This is a genomic window from Sulfitobacter sp. AS59, from assembly GCF_038899995.1.
Lineage (GTDB): Bacteria > Pseudomonadota > Alphaproteobacteria > Rhodobacterales > Rhodobacteraceae > Sulfitobacter.
The window spans coordinates 1-15,749 of sequence record NZ_JBBMQK010000010.1 but is presented as its reverse complement, the minus strand read 5'-3'; the positions used below and the strand labels follow the sequence as shown (position 1 = coordinate 15,749).

Sequence of the window (15,749 nt, the reverse complement as noted above, 5' to 3'; positions counted from 1 at the left end):
AACACCCAAAGGACGTGTATTGGTCCTTTTCGCCCATCCTTGCCCCGAGAGCTTTAATGCTGCGGTGCATGACGTCGTCGTGCAAACGCTGACCAAATCGGGCTGGGACGTTGATGATTGCGACCTCAATAAAGAGGGGTTTCAGCCTGTCCTGACCGAGGTCGAGCGGCGTGGGTACCATGAGGAACCCGAGAACATAGAGCCGGTGCGGCCCTACGTCGAACGCGTCAAAGCGGCTGATGCCATTGTGATGGTATTTCCAGTGTGGAATTTTGGGTACCCCGCGATCCTCAAGGGTTTCTTGGATCGTGTTTTTCTACCCGGAATTTCGTTCAAATTGGTCGATGGAAAGGTGCGGCCCGGCCTGACCAACATTAAGAAGCTATATGCCTGCACGACATATGGTGGCACCCGTTGGCGCGCCATTCAGAATGCAGATCCACCCCGCAAAACAGTGACCCGCGCGGTATGGTACGCCTGTGGAATGCCGCAGAAAAAATACATCGGTCTTTATGATATGAACCGGAATTCCGAGGCGACGCTTAAGGCGCACCTTGAACGGGTCCGCCGTGAGATGGAGGCGTTTTAGCGATGAAAGCGCTGGTTGTGTACTGCCACCCCCGCGAAGGTTCATTTAATGCCGCGATCCGCGATTTGGTCATTTCACAGTTGAAGACAAACGGCGTCGAATATCGCTTGCGTGATCTCTATGCGGAGCGGTTCGATCCAACGTTGTCGGCGCATGATCACGAAGTCTACGAGACAGTTCCCGAAAACCGTGCGCGCGTGGACCGCGACTGCCGTGATCTGGAATGGTGTGACGCGCTGATCTTTATCTATCCGACATGGTGGTACGGGTTGCCCGCAATGCTAAAGGGCTGGCTGGATCGTGTGATGGTTCCCGGGGTGTCGTTCATCATGCCCGATACCGATGGCGGACTAATCAAGCCAGGCTTGACGCATATCACAAAGCTGGGCGTTTTTACGACATGTGGTGCGTCCCGTTGGCTTACCTTCTTTGTCGGGGCACCGGGCAAACGTACGCTTTTGCGTGGTGTCCGTTTGCTGCTGGCAAAACGGTGCAGGACCAGGTTTGCAGCGCATTTTTTGATGGACAGTTCCACGCTTCAAACCCGCGCAGCACATCTGAATGTTGTCAAAACCCGCCTTAACCAACTTATTCATGTATAACGTACAGGAAACCTGACTATGGACATACCTGTCATAGACTGGAGCCGTTTTACGAGCGGCGACAACCCTGCTGGGGTCGTGGCTGATTTGGGTCAGGCCTGCCGAGAGACTGGATTTTTCGTCATCAAGGGTCACGGTATTCCCGAAGATATGATCACGAATGTCTTTGCGATGGCCGACAAGTTCTTTGCCCTTTCCATTCCCGAAAAAGAGGAAGTTGCCATATCGAAAAACCCGCATAATCGCGGGTGGGCCCAGTTGGGCAGCGAGGCGTTGGATGAAACGTCAGGTCTGAAAGATCGCAAGGAAGCTTTTAACGTTGGGTTCGACTTGGCCCCCGATGATCCGCGCGTGATCGCGGGTGATCCGTTTCGGGGCGTGAACGTCTGGCCCAACGTGACTGGCTTCAAGGATGTCATGCTAGATTATTACGCCCGCGTCCTCACCCTTGGTCGTGAATTGCATCGCGCGTTCGAGGCGGACTTGGGTCTGCCGCTTGGCTATTTTGAACCGCATTTCACCGAACCTATGGCGACTTTACGGGTGTTGTCATACCCCGCCGCCCCGGATGGCGAGGGGATCGGCGCGGGGGCGCACAGCGATTACGGGTCGGTCACGCTATTGATGACCGATGGTGTTGCTGGCCTGCAGGTCAAGCCGCGCGGGGGTGATTGGACGTCCGTGCCCCATATCAACGGCGCATTTATAGTTAACATCGGTGATTGCCTGATGCGCTGGTCCAACGACATCTACGTGTCGACGCCACACCGCGTATTGCCCCCCAAAACCGCCCGGCGATCTATCGCGTTCTTCCTTGATCCTAACCCCGACAGCGTCATTGCCGCGCTGCCTGGCACAGGACCCGCCAAACACTCACCCATAACGGGCGCGGACTATCTGCGCGCGCGCCTTGATGCCACCTACAAGCCGGAGCCTACACAATGAGACGCCTTGACTGGTCCGAATTCCGCACAACAGAATTCGCCGATTTCGACCCCGAAAAAACCATCGCAATTTTGCCCACTGCCGCCATCGAGCAGCACGGGCCGCACCTGCCAGTAGGGGTGGACACGTTCATCAACGAAGGGATGCTTGCCCGCCTACGCGAGACTTTGCCCGATGACATCACTGTTCTGATCCTTCCTGTTCAGGCTGTCGGTAAATCTAACGAACACATCCACGCCAAAGGCACGCTGACGTATACAGCAAAAACGGCGCTGGACGCATGGACGGAAATCGGCCTGTCCGTGGCGCGCGCCGGCATCAAAAAGATGGTGATTGTCAATTCTCACGGCGGTAACCTTGATCTGATTTCCATTCTGGGCCGCGAGCTGCGGGTGCAGGCGGGAATGATGGTGGTTAAGTGCCAATGGGGCAATTTTGGCAAACCCGAAGGGATGTTTTCCGATCAAGAAAACAAATTCGGGATACATGGCGGCGACTACGAAACGTCGTTGATGCTACATTTCAAACCTCACCTCGTGGACATGGCGCGGGCCAAAGATTTCCGTTCAACCGCAGAGACTGCGCCCATCTCCCCAATTGGCCCCGTTAATCTTGCCTGGGTTTCCAAAGACCTGAACGTGGCCGGCACCGTTGGCGAAGCGCACCTTGCCACGGCCCAAAAAGGAAAAGCTGCCTGTAAACTTCAGGTGGCTGGTTTCATCGACATGTTGGCGAAGTTGCGTGACTTACCGACAGATGGGTACGCTCGCACAATCCCGGACAATTGAGCCGCGAAAATGCGCCTAAAGCGACTGTCGGGTTGAGGCGGATTGACTTTCCGCGACATAACTTGCGCGCAATGCCGTTGTGACGTGGCCGGGTTCTCCGTCGCTGATTGCTGTGCCATTCACGTTCACAACCGGATTGACGAAGCCCGACGCTGACGTTGAAAATGCCTCTCTTGCCGACAAAAGCTCATCAACCGAAAATGCCCGCTCGACGATCTTGAGTTGGTGCAGCCTCGCGATTCTCAAAACAGAGGCGCGGGTGATGCCGTGCAGGATGTCGGTTGAAAGTTCGCGTGTGACGATCTCGTTGTTATGGGTGACTATATAGGCGTTGTTCGATGAGCCTTCGGTGATCTTGCCGTCGCGGCAGAGCCATACATCGTCAGCCCCCTGACGCTTTGCGCGTGTCTTCATCAGGGAGGAATACAACAACTGAACTGTCTTGATATCCGACCGCCCCCATCTGAGATCATCAGCCAAGACGATCTTTTGGCCACGAGCGGCCAAAGGGTTGGCCTCTAGTTTTTTGACCTGCGTGAACAAGACCAAACCCGGTTTCACGTCCAGATCGGAAAAGTCGAAATCACGGTCAGCGACCCCGCGCGTCACCTGCAAGTAGACAAGGCCTTCTTTCAGGTTGTTCTTCTCGATCAGTTTTTTTTGGATCGTCAGCAAATCCTTGCGGTCATATCCGTTTTTCATGTCCAACTCCGACATGGATCTCTGCAAGCGATCCATATGCGCATCAAAGTCGACCATCTGCCCATTCATGACAGCCGTCACTTCATAGACGGCGTCCCCGAACAAAAATCCGCGGTCGAATATGGAAACCTGCGCCTGATCTTCGGGTAGATAAACGCCATTAACATAGACTGTGCGCATAGGGGCCACCTTGTTTAAGCTAGAGGATCTGGCCAAGGAATTCCTTGGTACGTGGGTCAGACGCGTTGTCAAAGAATGTGTCCGGCGCACCATGTTCGACGATGACACCCTTGTCGGTAAAATAGATGTGGTCCGCGACTTCGCGTGCAAAGCCCATTTCGTGTGTGACAAGGATACAGGTCATGCCATCGGCAGCGAGTTCTTTGATGGTCAGTAGCACTTCTTTCACGGTTTCCGGGTCAAGCGCGGCGGTGACTTCGTCAAACAGCATCACGTTGGGGTTCATCGCCAGAGAGCGGGCAATCGCCACGCGCTGTTGCTGTCCCCCCGAAAGCTCTCCGGGGTAGCTGTTTTCCTTACCTTCGAGACGCACTTTTTTAATCAAGGCGCGGGCGCGCACTTCGACGTCTGCCTTAGGTTCTTTGAGCACCTTAAGCGGCGCCATCATCACGTTTTCTAGCGCGGTTTTATGCGGGAACAGATTGTATTGTTGGAACACCATCCCGACCTTTTTGCGCAATTCCAGCCTATCGAGCTTTGGATCGTGCACATCCTGGCCTTGTAGTGTGATAGCGCCACGTTGGATGTCGTTTAACGCATTGATGCAACGGATCAGTGTCGACTTGCCTGATCCCGATGGCCCGATGATACAAATCACCTCGCCCTTCATGATATCCATCGAAATGCCTTTGAGCACCTCTAGGCTTCCGAAAGATTTATAGACGTCCTTGATCGATACGATCGGCTGGTCGTCGGTCCAGTTTTGCTCTGACATGCGTGTTAGCCCTTTACAGCGAATTTCTTTTCCAACCGCATCGTCAGACGTGCAATTGGGTAGCAATATGCGAAGAAGATGATCAGCGCGAAGCCATAGAACGGAACCAGAAGCGAGGGGTTGTTGCCTTCGGCTTCCATCGCTTGGCGTGACAGTGTCACAAGTTCCGCAACACCCAACAGCGAGACAAGTGGCGTGGCCATCGTCATGATCGCGTACCAGTTCATCCAGGGTGGGATCATCCGTTTAAAACACTGCGGCAGGATGATTTGCCACAGAATTTGACGCCGCGTGAACGCAAGGCTTTCAGCTGCTTCCCATTGGGCGGAGGGCACTGATTGGATCGCACCACGTACGATTTCAGCAAGGTTGGCCATGATCGGAAGGCTGAGGCCAAAGACCGCCTTCATCCAATCGGGTACCGGGATATAGGTGCCACCTATTTCGATCTCAAACGGCAGTGTCAGCATGACGATGAAAAGCAGCACCAGCCAAGGTGAATTGCGGAACAACTGAACTATCAGCCAAGAGGCGGCACGGATCAGCTTGATGTTCGACACACGCCCCAAGCCCAAGAAAAGACCCGCTATTGTTCCAAAGAACATCGTGAAAAAGCTAATGATGACATTCAGCAGAAAGCCTTTGGTAACCAGCAACGGCAACCATTTGGTCATGATCGCGGCAATCCGCTCAGCAGAATAAACTGTTTGTGCGTGAACGACGGTTGGCCATGCGAACAGGAGGACCAAGCCGGCAGGTAGAACCCATACCGGCATACTCGCCAGCCAGCGCGAGAACCCCAATGTATCGGGCTCATGATATGTCGGTTCCAGCATGACCGGCAGATCGGTGGTGGTACGTGTGAGATGTGTCATTAGCTTGCCTTCCCGAAACCAGGAACGTGTAGCTTCGCTTCCCAGCGGTGCATCCCAAAGGCAAGGATGCCAACCAGTGCGATATAGGTGAAGAACAGAACCGTCATCGCGGCATTCTGCGCCGAGGAGTGGTCGTTCCAGATCGATACCATTTCATACAGTAGTTCTGGTACCGCAATGGCGATGGCTTGCGTCGTTGTCTTGACCAGATTGATCAGATTGTTCGTCAACGCAGGTAAGCTAACTCGCAAGGCTAGCGGGAAGGTGATGTATAAATAGGTCTTCATCCGGCTGAAACCTAAGGATTCAGCGGCTTCGAGGGTGGTATCAGGGACGGCTTCGATACCCGACCGGAAGATCTCGACGTTAAAGGCACCCGCGAAGAATGAGAGCGAGATAATCGCCCAGCCAACATTGGTGATCAGCGGTTGGAGTGTCCAGCCATCGGCCCCGGTAACGCTTGGCGTGAACTGACCAAGGGCAAAGTAGAAAAACAAAAGTTGGATCATTGGTGGGGTGTTGCGGAAGAACTGAATATAGCCTTGCACGCACCACCGTAAAATGCGCGACGGCGACCCTTGTGCCCAAGCACCAATAATGCCGATGACGACGCTGAGGATCACACAAACAACAGACAGTTGAATGGTCACCATCAACCCGCTGACCAGACGTTCCCATTGGGTCGGGTCGTGGAAAAAGATAAAATTCCACTTTGGGTAGGTCTCCGCCATGTTGCGGAAGAATTCTTGAATATATGCGATCATTGGGTCCTCGGGTGACATAAAAGGCGGGCGCTTTCGTAACAAAGCACCCGCCAAGTCAGACTATATTATTCAGCGAGCCAGTCCGAGAACCGGTCCTGTTGCGCCTCAAGGAATGCGCTGCGCTGGATGCCCCATTTTTCTTCAAGCTCGAGCAGACGACCGGATTGGAGCCAGTTGTACTGCATCCCTGACATGAAGTTGCCAAAGACACAGGATTCTTCGCCCAACGGGACAGCAAGGCCCCATGGGTTGTCGTCTTCGGTTTTCAGTGGCATTTCGAAGTCGTCGTATTCACCTGATGCAAGGTCAGCCGCGATTGAGCTGTCATCGTATACCCACGCAACGCAGCGACGGTCGCGCAGAGCTTGCTTTGCTTCTGCGTTGCCGGTGAAGGCGATGATTTCAGCACCATAGCGTTCTTCGACGATCGTGTTGTAGAAGGCGCCTTGCTTGCCGCACACTGGCCTTCCTTCAAGTTCGGACCATTCGGTGATGCCCAACGCCTTTGGGGCCATGATGTTTGTGCCAGACGTGTAATAGTTCGGCTGGACGACACCGACGATTTCGCGACGATCCGCACGATCCGACATCGTCGCGATCATCAGGTCAATCCGACCTTGTTCTAGGAACTGCATACGGTTTGACGATTGGACGCCGACCAATTCCAGTTCGACACCCATCGTTTCGGCAACATCGGCAGCCATATCAGCTTCCATGCCGACCAAACCGCCGGTGCTGTCCAGAAAGCCCCATGGCTTCGTATCAGCTTTGACGCCGACGACGATGGTGCCGCGGTCCATGATCTTGTTCCAGGTATCGTTCGTACAAGCGGCAAACGCGCTGCTTGTCGATGACGCGATGACGGCGACTGTTGTCAGTAGTGTTGTTACATTTTTCATTCGTATCTCCTGTTGGGCAGTGCTTTTTGAATTTTGTCCGAGAATGCTGGCAGGAAACGCAAAAGTGATCTAATGCTGATAATTGATAGGGTATGCAAAAAAGGCATAACGTGTGGAAATTACATGGCTTGAAGACTTGATCGAACTTGATGCAACGCGCAATTTTTCGATTGCGGCGGCCGCACGCCATATTACGCAGCCAGCCTTCAGTCGACGCATAAAAGCCTTAGAAAATTGGATTGGAACGCAACTTATCGACCGCAGTACCTATCCGGTAAGGCTGACACCTGCGGGTGAAGTCGTTCTAGAAAATGCGCGCACGATGTCACAAGATATGTATCGGCTGCGCGATGAATGCCGAGAACTCTATAGCCCAAGCGCTGATACATTAAGCATCAGTGCGCTGCATTCCATAGCACTCAGCATATACCCATCCTACGCCCGAAAACTGCAAGAATCGATTGGGCCGTTCACGACTCGAATGAATGCGACGGATTACTATGATTGCATCGAAAGCCTCACACTGGGCCGAAGCGAGCTGGCCATTTGTTACTCCCATATTCTGGGCCCGCAATATCTGAACTCTGGGCAGTTCGAGACGCTGACGCTTATGCAAGACCCCCTTGTCTTGGTGGCAAAACCACAGATTGCAGACCGCATGGGGCAGGCATTGGGCCAACCGACAGAGGGCGAAACATTGCCACTGGTTGCCTATTCACCGGCGTGTTTTCTCGGAAAGATGCAGGAAATACTGACGAAACATTACCTTGCAAATCGCGTCGTGTTTCACACTGTTTTTGAGAGTTCGATGTCTGAGACCCTCAAGCGAATGATCCTCTTGGGTCAAGGGATTGGGTGGCTGCCCAAAAGTGTGATCGCAGATGAATTGAAGCAAAATACGCTGCAGATTTTGACTGAAAGCAGTGCTGTCCTTGAACTGGATGTTGTTCTGGTCCGCAAGCCCGTCACGGGTTCAGCACTGATGCAAAAAATATGGGATATCGCGGCAGACGGCCCAGATTTTGGGGCCACTATCTCCTAGCGGCAGCTTTTTGACCTTTTGAGAACGGTCAAAAAATTACGGCATGACGATATAATAACGGTGGCGTCGGCGAATGAACGGCGCCGATGTCGTAAAGAAACCTTGGGGATCATTACGACCCGCCCGTTAAATCTTCGGCGAGCATGAGGGCGTTGCCATCGGGATCAAAAAACGTTGCCGTCTTAACCATGCCCTCCACCACGTCTGTCTCACCATCAAACTTCACTTTGGCGTGCTCTAACGTCTGCCGAGCAGTGTCCAGATCGGCGATTCCAAAAACAGGAACGCAGTTTCCAGGTGCTTCACACAGGTCCTCCGGACTTGACGTTGGCTTCCAGCGGCTTAGCTCCTATTTCATTCTCATTATATAAACCGGCAAAGGGTTCAGGCTGTCGGTAAACCCAGAAATCGAATGGCGTTGAGGAGACATAAAACATGAAGATGCTAACTCTCAGCGCCGCCGCACTTGCAATTGCCAGCTCCGCAAGCGCCCAATCCTTTAATGATGCCCCGCCTAACGCACCGCACCAAAGGCCGTCTTTCGCAGAACAGACCCGTGCACCAGAGATTGCTGACGACGTAGCTCTGGCATCTGTCGTCATAGCAGACGGGCTGCAAAACCCTTGGGGGCTGGACCAGCTGCCCGATGGTGGCTGGATCATCACAGAACGCCCCGGACGGATGCGGATTGTCTCGGCCGCGGGCGTTCTCTCCGCGCCTATTCGCGGTCTGCCAGAAGTAGACGCCCGACGTCAGGGCGGGCTGCTCGACGTTTTGATTGCGCCCGGTTTCGACAACACCAGCCGCGTTTGGTGGAGCTATGCAGAACCGCGCGGCAACGGGCTGAACGGCACTTCGGTTGCCACAGGTGTACTGTCCGAGGACCGCAGGACAATGACCGACGTGCAGGTCATATTTCAGCAAATGCCCGGCTGGGCCTCGACCATGCATTACGGATCGCGGTTGGTTTGGGGCGCGGATGGCGCACTTTTTGTCACCACGGGCGAGCGGTCGCTACCAGGGGCGCGCAGGCTGGCGCAAGACGTGACCACACACATTGGCAAGATATTAAGGATCGACCCTATGGGAGGTGCGGCGGCCGGCAATCCGGATATTGAAGGCGCCGCACCGGAAATCTGGTCTTGGGGCCATCGCAACGTACAAGCAGCAGCTCTCGGGCCTGATGGAGAGCTTTGGGCCATCGAGCATGGCCCGCGAGGCGGGGATGAGCTGAACCATATCCTGCCCGGCCGCAACTATGGCTGGCCGGTCATCACATACGGCGAGGATTACAGCGGGCGACCCATCGGCAACGGTATCACCGCATCAGAAGGGATGGAGCAGCCCGTCTACTATTGGGACCCGGTGATCGCGCCCAGCGGTATGGATTTCTACGATGGGGACATGTTCACGGGCTGGCAAGGTAGTATCCTTGTAGGCGGTCTTGCCAGTCAAGCACTGGTGCGGCTGACGCTGGAGGATGGGCTGGTGACCGGCGAGGCGCGGTACCTTCAAGGGCAGGGCCGGGTGCGCGACGTCGATGTCGCTAGCGATGGTTCGGTCGTGATCCTCACTGATGCAGAAAACGGGGCATTAATCCGGGTGACGCCTGCCAAGTAGAGCACGCCGGCCGTCAAATGCCGTCAATCACCCGAGGTATACTGGAGTAAGCCTAAAACCGGTTCGGTTAATGATGTCACTGCAATACTTCCATCTGGAAGCGTGACGGCACCGGTGGTGAGCGCGTAGCTTCCGGTGGGATCCTGAAGCGTCTCTAGCACCCGGCCGTCAGCGTCTATACGCAGAATGAAGCCATAGCGCGTCGGCGCGGGTTTCATCGTATCCGGCAGCCGCATGATAACGCGCCTTAGGAATGGAGTGCCGGACAGCTTGTCCATGATCGCATTTCTCGGACTGACAAGGCCTACCCAGAATGTGCCATCAGCTGCATTGTTTATGTTGTCTGGAAAGCCTGGCAAATTGTCCAAAATGACCTGCCCGGGGCTGCCATCCATAGGGAAGCGCCAGACGCGATACGCGCCTGTCTCAATCACAAGCACCGCAGCGCGCACCTCGTCGACGGCAACGCCGTTGGCAAAATTCAGTCCATCGGCGAAAACCGTCGTCTTGCCCGAAGTAGGGTCATATTTCAAAATACGGCCGTTCGCGGAATGCTCAACAAGGTCCAAGATTGACGCAGCTAACGTCCCGCCATTTGTTTGTGCACCAAATCGGGTTGAGGCATCTGAAAAATAAACGGTGCCATTTGCGGCAACATCAACGTCGTCCGCATAGTGGATAGGGCTCCCATCCTCCGCTTGGTTGGTAAGCAAGCTGACCTGACCCGTCCCGTCAACTGCCAACAACCCGCGGTAGGCATCCGCCACGTAGAGCGTTCCGTTCGCAGCAAATTCAAGGCCCAGAGGGCGCCCGTGTGTCTGAGCAAAAGGTAAAACCGTGCCATCTTTCCCAATGCGCAAAATCTCTCCGTCGTGGGTCGCGACATAGATCAGGCCATCTGGCCCGATATCTGCGTCTTCGGGGCCCGTCCGCCCATCCAGTTCGACCAGCTCAAGCGCTTGCAGGCGATTATTCGGTGTGAAATCCCCAGTATAACCCGCATTTTCCGGCGCTTCCCAAGCGACAGGGCGCACCGACACAGGCCACAAAGCGAGATAGGCGATCAAGCAGACGATCGCTAATCCTATAAACCAAAGGGTGTTTCTCACTTCCACGTCTCCTCGTATACGACAGCCCACAAGAGGCACGACCGGATCACAAGGTTGCCGATATGTTTACGCAGAGCAAGAGCATGCGTGGGTGGGGGTTTGTCGGTTTGCTAAGCGTGCTGCATTATACGGTACATTATCTACGGCTTGCTGCGATACATATAACATAAGATTGATTACAGGATGTATTTTGTCGCCGGGGGGCACATTCTATTTTGGGTTTCCCCCATGCCCCCACCTCATACAGCCGTTAGCCATCTCCTTTAATGTGAGGGTTCTTGGCTTCATATTCGGCTCGTGTGGCACGGTTGTGATCGCCTTTCAGCCGTATCGAAGCCAGCGCGCGGTCAGTGTATATCTCTGAGCGCAGAGGCCAATCCCGTGCCTCATCGAACAAACCCGGCATCAAGTCGTAGCCTTGATCGTCGCTCTTTAAGTTTCGCATCCAGAGATGGGACCCGCAGGTCGCACAAAAGGCACGTTCAGCGAAATCCGCCGAGGCAAATCGCGTCACTGGGCCATCAATAGAAACGGCGTCTTTGGACGCATAAAAGCACAAGAAAACGCCACCTGACCATCGCTGGCACATGCGGCAGTGGCAGACACCCGGTCGGGGGTCGTGCAAACCATCAATGCGGATCCGTACATCGCCGCACAAACAGTGTCCTTCAAGACATCCTGTTACATCGCTCATGAACCTTCCTCCCCGGTCCTGAATAGCTTTATATTTTGGAATAGGGCGGCTGGCTACCGTCACTTGTAAATCCAAGCTTCAGCCGCAGAGGCATCAGATGTCTAGGAATCTGGGAAAACCTTACACCGAAAATATAACCTATAACTGCACAAATGCTTCGAATGCCACTTTCGAGACTTCCATAGCGCGCGCAAAATTTCCTATTTGCAGTGGGAGTTTGCAAAATGGATCAGCACTGGGGTGGTCAGCTAAAAAAGGCGATTTCGAAACGTGGCTATAACAAATTCACCTCTCTTGCTGCAGCGATGGACGTAAGTGAGCGCACCATCTGAAGATGGGCCGCTGGTGAAAGCATCGGAATAGAGAATGCTATCAAGCTTTGTGACGAAATGGATATCTCTATGGACTGGCTGTTTCGGTCTGCAGAAGGTCTCGAGGCTGTGCAGTCAGATACTCAAGTCGGCGAGAATCTGGCAGAGCGTTGGCAAAAATACGAAACTAATATTAGGAATAAGCCAGCCAACGCCTGATGTGATAAAATAAGCGGGTCAGCGAAACGGTCGCTTTGCTGGTCCGCTACTTGCGAGTGCTATGGCAAATTCTAACCACTGGTGCCGCACATTCGGCTTCCCTCTCTTCGAGCAGATTGCGTAGATCGTTGCGCGTTAACCCGATATCGTTCAGCCACCGGTCGTCCTTACGTCTCAGCATCCAGCCCATTGATTGCCGTTGGCGCCGCAAGACATGCCAGCGCTTCCAAAATTTCCAAATCATGCTCTGCCTGCCTTTCCAATCGATAGGACAGGCATCGGCGATTAGTTGACATCAATCAAACCAATAGTAATTATGCATGGCATAAGAAATTCTGATACGAGGCCACCATGCTCCCGCCACTCGACAGTGATTTGATGCGCGGCTTTCTAGCTGTCGTCGATACGGGTTCCGTGACCCGAGCGGCCGATCAGTTGGGGCGTACACAGTCGGCTGTCTCCATGCAAATTCGCAAACTTGAGGAAAGTCTGGGCCAGAGTATTTTCGTTCGCGAACCACGGGGCGTTAGCCTGACCGAAAGAGGCAAGCAACTTTTGCCCTATGCGCAACGTGTTGTCGGCCTGCTGGACGAAGCCGCGACCGCCCTGCGGGAAAAGCCGTTGTCGGGGCCCGTCCGCGTCGGCATTCCCGATGAATATGTGCAAAGTATTCTGCCCTCCGCGCTTGCGTCGTTTGCGCAACGCCATCCCGACACACAAGTGACCATCCGTTGCGATTTCAGCGCGCCGCAACTTGCTGCGCTGAACGCGGATAAAATCGATCTCGCGGTGGTTTATGAGGGCTACAGCGCGGACGAGGTGGAGGTGCTCGCTGTCGATCCAACTGTCTGGGTGACGTCCATCGCCCACGCCCAGCATTTACGCAAGCCGCTGCCGATTTCGATCTATTTCAGTTCAGACTGGTGCCGCGACTACGCCTTGCATTCGCTGGATCAGATTGGGGTCTCGTATCACCCAGCATTTGAATGCGACACGTCCGCCAACATGCGCAGCGCGGTCATCAACGGAATTGCCATCGCGCCCTTGGCGCGAAGCTCCATCCCGCCGGGCTGTCGCGAATTGACGGATGAGGACGGGTTTATGCCCATCGACAATGCCCGCGTGGTGCTGCGTCGTAACCCAGCAGGATCGTCACCAGCGATCGAAGCTATGATTGCCACATTGCGCGATGCCTTCAGCCCGTTGACCAATAATGGACTGCGAGACGCCCCTCACACGAGAAAGTTCGAACCATCTTTTTGAAACTCTAAAAGCGTGGGAAGCTTTACTCAGCACCTGCAAAGCATTGCTGAACAAGACAGTGCAGCATGGCAGCAGCGCCAGCGCGTTGTTTTACCCCTTGATAATATGGGGCTGCGGTTCAACCAGAAAAGCTGTATTGCTTGAGCAACATGAGCATGGTGCTCATCTGGGATTGAAAATGAATAGAGTTTGAAGCGGGCTACCGCAGTGTTACGCGTTGATTTCGTCGAAGGTACAGTAGCGCATCGACTTCGGTTTGGTGGCGGTCGTGGCCAAGACTTAGCGAAAGCAATGGGCCTGCGTGCGGGCAAAACGCCAATGATTATTGATGCGACAGCGGGGTTGGGACGGGACTCATTTCTTTTGGCGTCTCTCGGCGCCCAAGTGACCTTGATCGAGCGCTCGGAAGAAATGCATATGTTGTTGACCCAAGGGATGGAGCGCGCGGAACGAGAGGGAGGTCATTTTCGCGAGATTATCGGCCGCATGACACTCTTGAAAGGAGACGCCAAGGATTTGATCCCTGATCTTCATGGCGAAGCAATTCTGATTGATCCAATGCATCCTGAACGAAAAAATTCAGCGCTGGTGAGACAGGACTTGCGTCAGGTCCGCGCCATCGTCGGCACCGACGATGACGCCGGTGATTTGGTGCGATTGGCGATCAAACATGCAAGTAAGCGGGTGGTTCTTAAATGGCCTGCTAAGGCTGATCCGATTGAAGGTATTCAGAAATGCTCGCACCAAATCCGTGGCAAAACGACACGATATGATGTTTTTATGACTGGTTAAGGAACATCTCGTCCCCGTTGGCGTCTAGGTAGATCCAATCGTAAACCACTTGCCGGTGATCAGACTTCGGCAACCTCATATCCAGCGCAAGTGATCGCATACGCCAACAAGGTTCAGGTTCGAATATCGGCTTTTGATTGTGTTGATCGCCATTTTAACGCCGCCTTCTGCACCCAGTTCATTAAATTCTATGGCATGGATACCACCCGCGATGAAATACGCATCGAAACCGTTATCAGCAGCCCCTTTGAAATCTGTTGGCAGTCCATCGCCTACCGCCAGCAATCGGCTCTTTTTTATGTCCCGGCCTGCTATTGTTTTTGCTCGGTCTAAGGCCTCGGTGTAAATTGCGGCTTCAGGCTTTCCGGCAAAAATCACCTGCCCCCCTAACCGAGAATACAGCTTTGCGATCGATCCGGCACAAATAACCATCCGATCCCCACTTCGAACAACCAAGTCGGGGTTTGCGCAAATCATCCTGACCGCGTTGTCGCGCATTTCGAGCAAATCATTCTGATAAATCTCTGCCGTTTCTATCGTATCATCAAGCGGTCCTGTCAAAAGGCAAAGCCGGGCATCCGATAGACCGACAATCGGGTTCGGCAAGTTCTCCAGAACAGAATGATCGCGTGCGGGACCGAAATGAAAAAGGGGGGCGTCGGGTTGGTCTGCAATCAATGTTTTTATCACGTCACCAGAGGTAATGATGGTATCAAATGCATCGCGCGGCACGCCAAGACGCGCCAGTTGCGGATAGACGTCCTTGGACAGACGCGGGGCATTGGTGGCCAGAATAACAAAACATCCCTGCGCACGGGCTTTGCGCAAGGCGTCGACGGCACCGTCAAATGCAGCGACGCCATTGTGGAGGACACCCCAGATATCGCAGATCAGACCGTCGTAATGATCTACAAGTTCGCTTAATGGGGTTAGCCCATTTGACGTATCCATCGGCTGATCAGGTTTTTCCATGAGACCTTGGTGCGTAGCCCGCTGTTGTCCATTGTTCAAGCTGTCCCTTACCAGCGGCGTTGCTCACTGATACAATTGTTCAGTTACCCGCCGCGAGGAGGCAAACCACGCTATAGCGCATGGTCCGAATGGTGCGTATTGAACCCACGTCTTGCTATTCGAGGCGCTGTTCCATAAGGATTTATCTTCGGGCGCTTCACACCTGCGCGCGACAGCTTTTCTAAGGTCAACCGTGGCTGATCAGGTTGTCTGAACCGTTCTCTGGAAATTTTCGGACAAAACCCAACGCCAGCCAGATCAATGTGCGTTGATCACTCTTTGCGACCTGAAAATTTGCTCGAACACACGCATTACCGATCAGATGCTGTTTTCAGCGCATGATGCACGTCTGATACCTCATATATGGCGGGATCAGGCGTTCTTGGATATTGCCTGCAAGCGTTCAATTTTCGGACGACGTACCAACAGCCACACGTGATGGCTGCTCTTTCGAACTCGATTTGTGCCCTCTCGATGTCCCTGCCCGGTTCCCGTGCACTGACGTATCATGGGCGTGCCGACCTCATGGCTTTCACCATGGTGTCGTTGGAGCATGACCTAATCTTGGA

The 15,749-nt window shown here is 54.0% G+C and carries 16 protein-coding genes and 1 pseudogene; 8 read left to right on the top strand and 9 right to left on the bottom strand.

The features are described 5' to 3' along the window. The first annotated feature begins 19 nt into the window (after window positions 1-19). Genes WNY39_RS16560 through WNY39_RS16545 form a run of 4 tightly spaced genes read left to right on the top strand, consistent with a single transcriptional unit; the run spans window position 20 to window position 2,924 of the window. The gene (locus WNY39_RS16560; RefSeq protein WP_341235689.1) at window positions 20-589 is read left to right on the top strand and encodes an NAD(P)H-dependent oxidoreductase; all 570 of its coding nucleotides are present in this window, start codon (window positions 20-22) and stop codon (window positions 587-589) included. A 2-nt stretch (window positions 590-591) separates the two neighbouring features. Continuing rightward, window positions 592-1,191 (top strand): NAD(P)H-dependent oxidoreductase, encoded by a 600-nt coding sequence (locus WNY39_RS16555; protein ID WP_342847315.1) that lies wholly within the window; start codon window positions 592-594, stop codon window positions 1,189-1,191. Between the two features lie 18 nt (window positions 1,192-1,209). After that, complete coding sequence (locus WNY39_RS16550) at window positions 1,210-2,136, top strand: 2-oxoglutarate and iron-dependent oxygenase domain-containing protein (RefSeq protein WP_342847313.1); 927 nt, start codon at window positions 1,210-1,212, stop codon at window positions 2,134-2,136. Then, window positions 2,133-2,924, top strand: coding sequence for a creatininase family protein (locus WNY39_RS16545; protein WP_342847312.1), 792 nt, complete (start codon window positions 2,133-2,135; stop codon window positions 2,922-2,924). The genes WNY39_RS16550 and WNY39_RS16545 overlap by 4 nt, the downstream gene beginning before the upstream one ends. 15 nt (window positions 2,925-2,939) lie before the next feature. Here the strand turns inward: WNY39_RS16545 and WNY39_RS16540 are convergent, their stop codons facing one another. The 5 genes from WNY39_RS16540 to WNY39_RS16520 form a co-directional block, all read right to left on the bottom strand. After that, window positions 2,940-3,806 (bottom strand): D-amino-acid transaminase, encoded by an 867-nt coding sequence (locus WNY39_RS16540; RefSeq protein WP_342847309.1) that lies wholly within the window; start codon window positions 3,804-3,806, stop codon window positions 2,940-2,942. 19 nt (window positions 3,807-3,825) lie between these two features. Next, entirely contained in the window at window positions 3,826-4,581 is a 756-nt protein-coding gene (locus tag WNY39_RS16535) for an amino acid ABC transporter ATP-binding protein (RefSeq protein WP_342847307.1), read from the bottom strand. A 5-nt stretch (window positions 4,582-4,586) separates the two neighbouring features. After that, entirely contained in the window at window positions 4,587-5,456 is an 870-nt protein-coding gene (locus WNY39_RS16530) for an amino acid ABC transporter permease (protein ID WP_342847305.1), read from the bottom strand. Continuing rightward, window positions 5,456-6,187: an amino acid ABC transporter permease gene (locus WNY39_RS16525; protein ID WP_342847303.1), complete on the bottom strand. Its 732-nt coding sequence runs from the start codon at window positions 6,185-6,187 to the stop codon at window positions 5,456-5,458. The genes WNY39_RS16530 and WNY39_RS16525 overlap by 1 nt, the downstream gene beginning before the upstream one ends. Window positions 6,188-6,285: 98 nt before the next feature. Then, window positions 6,286-7,119, bottom strand: coding sequence for a transporter substrate-binding domain-containing protein (locus WNY39_RS16520; protein WP_342847301.1), 834 nt, complete (start codon window positions 7,117-7,119; stop codon window positions 6,286-6,288). A gap of 112 nt (window positions 7,120-7,231) precedes the next feature. Here WNY39_RS16520 and WNY39_RS16515 point away from each other — a divergent pair, with 112 nt between their 5' ends. Further along, window positions 7,232-8,161, top strand: coding sequence for a LysR substrate-binding domain-containing protein (locus WNY39_RS16515; RefSeq protein ID WP_342847299.1), 930 nt, complete (start codon window positions 7,232-7,234; stop codon window positions 8,159-8,161). 112 nt (window positions 8,162-8,273) lie between these two features. Here the strand turns inward: WNY39_RS16515 and WNY39_RS16510 are convergent. After that, window positions 8,274-8,462, bottom strand: a pseudogene (locus tag WNY39_RS16510) (VOC family protein); the annotation flags it as partial. A gap of 134 nt (window positions 8,463-8,596) precedes the next feature. Here WNY39_RS16510 and WNY39_RS16505 point away from each other — a divergent pair. Next, window positions 8,597-9,781 (top strand): PQQ-dependent sugar dehydrogenase, encoded by a 1,185-nt coding sequence (locus WNY39_RS16505; protein WP_342847297.1) that lies wholly within the window; start codon window positions 8,597-8,599, stop codon window positions 9,779-9,781. A gap of 23 nt (window positions 9,782-9,804) precedes the next feature. Here WNY39_RS16505 and WNY39_RS16500 read toward each other — a convergent pair whose 3' ends face one another. Together WNY39_RS16500 and WNY39_RS16495 are read right to left on the bottom strand one after the other, a co-directional pair. Beyond that, complete coding sequence (locus tag WNY39_RS16500) at window positions 9,805-10,890, bottom strand: SMP-30/gluconolactonase/LRE family protein (RefSeq protein WP_342847295.1); 1,086 nt, start codon at window positions 10,888-10,890, stop codon at window positions 9,805-9,807. 250 nt (window positions 10,891-11,140) lie between these two features. Beyond that, complete coding sequence (locus WNY39_RS16495; RefSeq protein WP_342847293.1) at window positions 11,141-11,584, bottom strand: GFA family protein; 444 nt, start codon at window positions 11,582-11,584, stop codon at window positions 11,141-11,143. A gap of 881 nt (window positions 11,585-12,465) precedes the next feature. Between WNY39_RS16495 and WNY39_RS16490 the strand changes: the two genes are divergently transcribed. After that, window positions 12,466-13,377, top strand: coding sequence for a LysR family transcriptional regulator (locus WNY39_RS16490; RefSeq protein WP_342847291.1), 912 nt, complete (start codon window positions 12,466-12,468; stop codon window positions 13,375-13,377). Window positions 13,378-13,584: 207 nt separating this feature from the next. Next, window positions 13,585-14,169 (top strand): class I SAM-dependent methyltransferase, encoded by a 585-nt coding sequence (locus WNY39_RS16485; RefSeq protein WP_342847289.1) that lies wholly within the window; start codon window positions 13,585-13,587, stop codon window positions 14,167-14,169. Between the two features lie 75 nt (window positions 14,170-14,244). Here WNY39_RS16485 and WNY39_RS16480 read toward each other — a convergent pair whose 3' ends face one another. Beyond that, on the bottom strand, window positions 14,245-15,120 hold the full coding sequence (locus tag WNY39_RS16480; protein ID WP_342847425.1) for a TIGR01459 family HAD-type hydrolase: 876 nt from the start codon (window positions 15,118-15,120) through the stop codon (window positions 14,245-14,247). Between the last annotated feature and the right edge of the window lie 629 nt (window positions 15,121-15,749).